This window comes from Aeromonas sp. R9-2, assembly GCF_040908025.1.
GTDB classification, from domain to species: Bacteria; Pseudomonadota; Gammaproteobacteria; order Enterobacterales; family Aeromonadaceae; genus Aeromonas; species Aeromonas veronii.
Genome location: NZ_JBFOCX010000027.1, coordinates 59,797 through 65,796 on the forward strand (window position 1 = coordinate 59,797; position 6,000 = coordinate 65,796).

At 58.4% G+C, this 6,000-nt stretch carries 4 protein-coding genes and 5 tRNA genes; 3 read left to right on the forward strand and 6 right to left on the reverse strand.

From position 1 onward, the window contains the following. Positions 1–240: 240 nt before the first annotated feature. The gene (gene gltX / locus AB5Y71_RS15830) at positions 241–1,656 is read right to left on the reverse strand and encodes a glutamate--tRNA ligase (RefSeq protein WP_069526551.1); all 1,416 of its coding nucleotides are present in this window, start codon (positions 1,654–1,656) and stop codon (positions 241–243) included. 272 nt (positions 1,657–1,928) lie between these two features. On the opposite strand from gltX, the gene AB5Y71_RS15835 reads away from it, so the two are divergent. The 3 genes from AB5Y71_RS15835 (at position 1,929) to AB5Y71_RS15845 (ending at position 5,283) form a co-directional block, all read left to right on the forward strand. Beyond that, positions 1,929–4,031, forward strand: coding sequence for a methyl-accepting chemotaxis protein (locus AB5Y71_RS15835; protein ID WP_368171990.1), 2,103 nt, complete (start codon positions 1,929–1,931; stop codon positions 4,029–4,031). 99 nt (positions 4,032–4,130) lie between these two features. Further along, complete coding sequence (locus tag AB5Y71_RS15840; protein WP_368171991.1) at positions 4,131–4,799, forward strand: LysM-like peptidoglycan-binding domain-containing protein; 669 nt, start codon at positions 4,131–4,133, stop codon at positions 4,797–4,799. A 274-nt stretch (positions 4,800–5,073) separates the two neighbouring features. After that, positions 5,074–5,283, forward strand: coding sequence for a cold-shock protein (locus AB5Y71_RS15845; protein WP_005338972.1), 210 nt, complete (start codon positions 5,074–5,076; stop codon positions 5,281–5,283). Positions 5,284–5,522: 239 nt separating this feature from the next. Here AB5Y71_RS15845 and AB5Y71_RS15850 read toward each other — a convergent pair. The 5 genes from AB5Y71_RS15850 to AB5Y71_RS15870 form a co-directional block, all read right to left on the reverse strand. Beyond that, positions 5,523–5,598, reverse strand: a tRNA-Gly gene (locus AB5Y71_RS15850). A gap of 24 nt (positions 5,599–5,622) precedes the next feature. Continuing rightward, positions 5,623–5,698 (reverse strand) — tRNA-Gly (locus tag AB5Y71_RS15855). A gap of 24 nt (positions 5,699–5,722) precedes the next feature. After that, a tRNA-Gly gene (locus tag AB5Y71_RS15860) sits at positions 5,723–5,798 on the reverse strand. A gap of 24 nt (positions 5,799–5,822) precedes the next feature. After that, positions 5,823–5,898: transfer RNA gene (locus tag AB5Y71_RS15865), tRNA-Gly, on the reverse strand. 25 nt (positions 5,899–5,923) lie between these two features. Then, a tRNA-Gly gene (locus AB5Y71_RS15870) sits at positions 5,924–5,999 on the reverse strand. Position 6,000: the final 1 nt, after the last annotated feature.

Here is a 6,000-nt window from a genome sequence, read left to right on the forward strand (position 1 = left end):
GGCCATAAAAAAATCCGAAACCAGTGGTTTCGGATTTTTGCTATTCAGTATGTGGCAGAGCGGGGTAATCCCCTCGTCTGCCACATCGGCAGAGCTTACTCGGCAGCCATGCGGGCTTCGATGTAAGCCAGTGCGCGGTCGATACGCGCCAGTACGCGCTCCTTGCCCACCAGTGCCATTACGGCGTCGATGGCAGGGGGGATTTACCCAGAACGGTGATGACGACCGGCAACGTCAGGCTTACTCAGCAGCCATGCGGGCTTCGATGTAAGCCAGTGCGCGGTCGATACGCGCCAGTACACGCTCTTTGCCGACCAGTGCCATCACCGCGTCGATGGCAGGGGACTGACCCAGACCGGTGACGGCCACACGCAGCGGCATGCCGACCTTGCCCATGCCCTGACCCAGCTCGGCAGCGGTCGCTTCAATCAGCTCGTGCAGCGCTTCGGTAGTCCAGCTATCCAGTGCAGCCAGCTTGGTTTTGGCCAGAGCCAGCGGCTCGGCAGCCACGCCGCGCAGGTGCTTCTTGGCAGCGGCTTCGTCGATGGCCTCGTACTCTTCGAACAGGTAGCGGCTCTGGGCGGCCATCTCGACCAGGGTGTTACAGCGCTCGGCCAGCAGGGTGACTACCTCGGCCAGCGCCGGGCCATTGCTGGTGTCGATCTTCTGGTTTTCCATGTGCCATGCCAGATGCTTGGCAACATAAGCCGGATCCAGGCTGCGCATGTAGTGGTTGTTCAGCCACAGCAGCTTGTCGGTGTTGAAGGCAGAGGCGGACTTGGAGATGGCATCCAGGCTGAACAGCTTGATCATCTCTTCCAGGCTGAAGATCTCCTGATCGCCGTGGGACCAGCCCAGACGTACCAGATAGTTCAGCAGCGCTTCCGGCAGGTAGCCGTCGTCGCGGTACTGCATCACGGAAACGGCACCGTGGCGCTTGGAGAGCTTGGCACCGTCATCACCCAGGATCATGGAGACGTGGGCAAACTCCGGCACCGGCGCGTTCAGCGCCTTGTAGATGTTGATCTGGCGCGGGGTGTTGTTAATGTGGTCTTCGCCACGCACCACGTGGGTGATCTCCATATCCCAGTCATCGACAACAACACAGAAGTTGTAGGTCGGGGCACCGTCGGTACGGCGGATAATCAGATCGTCCAGCTCGGTGTTGGCGAACTCGATGCGGCCACGGACATGGTCATCGAACACCACTGAACCTTCGGTCGGGTTGCGGAAACGAATGACATGCGGCGCATCGGCCGGGTGATCGTGGGCGTGGTCGCGGCACTTGCCGTCATAACGGGGCTTCTCGCCGTTGGCCATCTGGCCTTCGCGCAGTGCTTCCAGACGCTCTTTGGAGCAGTAGCACTTGTAGGCGCGGCCATCGGCCAGCATCTCGTCGATCAGACCGTTGTAGCGATCGAATCGCTTGGTCTGGTAGTAGGGGCCCTCATCCCAGTTCAGCTCCAGCCATTCCATGCCCTCAATGATGGCGTCGATCGCCTCCTGAGTGGAACGTTCCAGGTCGGTATCCTCAATACGCAGCACGAACTCACCGCCCTGGTTCTTTGCAAACAACCAGGAATAGAGTGCGGTACGGGCACCGCCGACATGCAAAAAGCCGGTCGGGCTGGGAGCAAAACGGGTTTTGACTTTCATCTTTAAGCCTTGTGTAGAGGGCCTTGGGCCAATTCGTTAAAAAACCGTCGCATTTTAGCACCGACAATCACGGATGGGAAAACCATGACGCCATTGCGGGCTAAAGTAGGGGATTAAATCTGTCGCCATTTGCATCTGTAGCCCGATATTTGAAGAGGATCGCAAAACAGAAGCCCCGTTTCCGATTTGCTATGCACAATGCTGGAGAGCTGCCTCCTCCGGTCGATACCCAAATAACGCTCACCACACTTCTCACGAACAAGGAAGAGACGATGCAGTTCCGTTCTATCCAGAATCGCATTCTAGTGATGGCCGGGATCGCCATGACCGCAGCCCTGGTCATCCTGATCCTGCTCAACCAATACTCAGGCCAACAGACCCAACAACTCACCATCAGCTCCAGCCGTGAAGCGCTGCAGCAGGAGGCATGGCAGAAGGTCAGCGCCAATGCCCGCGCCGAGGCGGCCACCATCACCCAACTGCTGCAAAAAGGGCTCTCCTACACCCAGCAGATGGCCAGCGCCCTCGCCCTGCAACAACAGGGCAAACTGCCGCTGGATCGCCAGCAGGCCACCGACCTGCTCAAAGCACAGTTGGCGTTGGAGCCCCAGCTCTATGGCGCCTTTGCCGGCTTCGAGCCCAACGGTTTCGACGGTCAGGATGCCAGCTTTGCCGGTCAGACCGCGCTCGGTAGCGACAGCAAGGGGCGCTTCGTGCCCTACTTTTATCGCGACAAGGATCAAATCGGTACCGATCTGCTGCTCTCCATCGAAAAAACCGACCCGGACGAATTCGGCAATCCCGCCAACGACTACTACGCCTGCCCGAAACGGGAAGGACGCTCTTGCCTCATCGATCCCTTCAAGGTGGATATCAACGGTCAGCAGGTGCTGGTGAGCACTATCACCACCCCCATCATGGTGGATGGCCAGTTCAAGGGGATCGCCGCGCTGGATCTGGCGGTGGACTCCATCAGCCGTCAGGCCAAGAGCCTCAACAGCAACATCTATGACGGCAAGGGCGAAACCCTGATCGTTAGCGCCGCCGGAGTCATCACCGGCACCAGCGGCGATGCCAGCCTGCTCGGCAGCAGCGCAAGTAAGGTGCTGGGCACCCAGTGGCAGCAGTACCTGAAACCGGAAGTTCAGCGTCAGGAGCTGGACGAGTCATTCCGTATTTCCGTCCCCATCATGGTGCCGGGAATGAGCCGCAACTGGGCCATCATCGTCACCCTGCCCTACAAGGTGGTACTGGCGGGCGCCGATCAACTGGAAAGCCAGCTGAGCGACATGAATCAGGCAGCCATGACCCAGCAATTGGTGGGCGCCGTTATCGTACTGGTGCTGGCGCTGGCCACCATGCTGGTGATTGCCCGCAGCATCACTGGCCCCATCCGTCAGATGGTCAGCCTGGTGGATGACATCGCCGATGGGGAAGGGGATCTCACCAAGCGCCTCGCAACCCGCTCGGTGGATGAGCTGGGGGATCTAGCCAAGGGGATCAACCGCTTTATCGACAAGCTGCAAGGGCTGCTCGGGGATGTGCTCAAGACTGCCAGCGAGGTGAACCGCTACGCCGGTGACACCGATCGCATTGCCGGTCAGACCGACAACAACCTGCAGCACCATCAGGCGGAGATGGAGCAGATGCTGACCGCGGTACAGGAGATGTCCTACGTCAGTCAGGAGGTCGCCACCCACGCCAACAATACCGCCGACTCGGCCAAACAGGCGCAAAGCGCGGCGAATCAGGGCAAGGAGCGCTTCCAGCAGGTGATCCAGTCGATGCACAAGGTCGCAGCAGAAGCCGGCAAAGGGGCCGAAGTGGTGGAAGGGCTGGCTCACGACAGCGCCCAGATCACCAGCATCCTCACCGTCATTCAGGGGATTGCCGATCAGACCAACCTGCTGGCCCTCAACGCCGCCATCGAGGCTGCACGGGCTGGCGAACAGGGCCGCGGCTTTGCGGTAGTCGCCGACGAAGTGCGCAAACTGGCGGGCAATACCCAGCAGGCGGTGCAGAACACCCAGGAGTTGATCGAGAAGATCCGCCTCAGCTCCACCAATGCAGTCAACGCCATCACCCAAAGCCAGCAGCTGACCCATCAAGCGGTGGGCGAGGCGGATCTGGCGGAAGAGGCGCTCGGCAGCATCTACCAGGCCATCTCCACCATCAACGACATGACCTATCAGATCGCCTCCGCCGCCGAAGAGCAGAGCTCGGTCTCAGAAACCGTCTCCGGCAACCTGTCAAAAACCAACGCACTGGCCAACGACATTGCTCAGGATGCGACCGAAACGGCCAAAGCCAGTCAGGCATTGCGTCAGGCGGCCGACAAATTGCAGCAATTATTGGGTCAATTTCGTCTCAGCTGATAATTTTCCGCCTCAGGACTCTCCCCCTCGGGGGCGAGTCCGTTTACCATAGGCGACGAATTTGCCTGATGGCAGGCAATGTAGTGAGAGGTAAATGCCGTGCCCACCCCGGACCGTCGCCCACGAGGCCATAACAGACGAGCCCAGCAGCGTCGCCAAGACGAATCACAAGGATCCCTGCTCCATCGCATCAATGCCGCGACCCTGTCCCTGCGCCAACGTTTTGGCCAAGGGATGAGCAACCTCGGCCAACGCCGCCAGGATGCCAAAGCAGGCAAATTCAAGCTGTCCAGCCCGCTGCCCCGCAAAAACACCATAGGTCTGCTGATCCTGATCCCGCTCTGGTTGCTGGTACTGGCCTGGGAGCCGGCACCATCTGCACCCAAAGCCGCCCCTTCCGGCTCGCTGGAAGTGCCGCTGGCCGTGCCTGCTCAAGCTCTAACTGTCAGCAATGGCGCGGCAGGTAGTGCCCCCGCGGCAGCCAAACCAGTCGAAGAGAAGGTCAACGGTACCTGGCTGCAACACGATGTGCAGGCGGGTGAGACCCTCTACTCCATCTGGCGCAAATTCGAGTTGCCAGGTGCCGAGCTGAGCCGCCTGATCGCCATCGAGGGGCCGGATCGCCCCCTGACCCGCCTGCAATCGGGCCGCTCTATCTTCATCCTGGTGGACGACACCCGCCGCATCCAGCGGGTGGAGATCCGCTCCTACGGTCAGGCGGTTTACCGCTACGACCGGCAGGGCGAAGGGTTCGCCCTCAAGGAATAACAAAAACGGGAGGCGCTGGCCTCCCGTTTTTTTCAGTCAAATATCTTCAAATAAGCTACTGACTTCACAATATTTTTAGCTTGTTCAAAAAACGAAAGGGGTCAAATTGACAAGGATCGGCGCTAACGTACAATCGTTTGTGCTTTAGACAGGGATTGTTCTACGTGCTACTGGGACAAAGAGACGTGGTCAGTCATGAGCCAACCCCTGCTTGCAAGGCAAATGCAGCCCAGCACGGGCTTAGTTTCATTTTGTTATTGATAGGATTTAGCACATGTCTGACATTCGCACCGGCCAGGTAAAATGGTTCAACGAAACCAAGGGTTTTGGCTTTATTGAACAATCCCAGGGTCCGGACGTATTCGTTCACTTCTCCTCCATCCAGAGCACCGGTTTCAAAACCCTGGCTGAAGGTCAAAAAGTCCAGTTCACTGTGACCCAGGGCAAAAAAGGCCCTCAGGCTGAGAACGTTACTCTGGTCTAAGCCCGCGCCAGTGAATCATGCAGGAGGAGCCAAGGCCCCTCCTCTTTTTTGCCCACCATTCTCGCCTCCCACCACCTGTTACAACCGCTTGCCTCGTACAATCCGCACCATGAGCCCACATCCCCTTCCTGTTGGCAGGAGGTGGTAGAGACGCGCCTAGTAAACGCCAGATACGACAAAGCATCGCAGCGCGATGTGAAGGGCAATTCAAAGGGATTATGAAAACTTCGAAGAGATATTGGAGCGGGAAACGAGACTCGAACTCGCGACCCCGACCTTGGCAAGGTCGTGCTCTACCAACTGAGCTATTCCCGCAACAGAATGTCATTTACAAGTGATTGGAGCGGGAAACGAGACTCGAACTCGCGACCCCGACCTTGGCAAGGTCGTGCTCTACCAACTGAGCTATTCCCGCAACGGAATGTCACTTACAAATGTTTGGAGCGGGAAACGAGACTCGAACTCGCGACCCCGACCTTGGCAAGGTCGTGCTCTACCAACTGAGCTATTCCCGCAACAGAATGTCATCTGCAAGTGATTGGAGCGGGAAACGAGACTCGAACTCGCGACCCCGACCTTGGCAAGGTCGTGCTCTACCAACTGAGCTATTCCCGCATCGGAATATCACTTACAAATTTTTTGGAGCGGGAAACGAGACTCGAACTCGCGACCCCGACCTTGGCAAGGTCGTGCTCTACCAACTGAGCTATTCCCGCA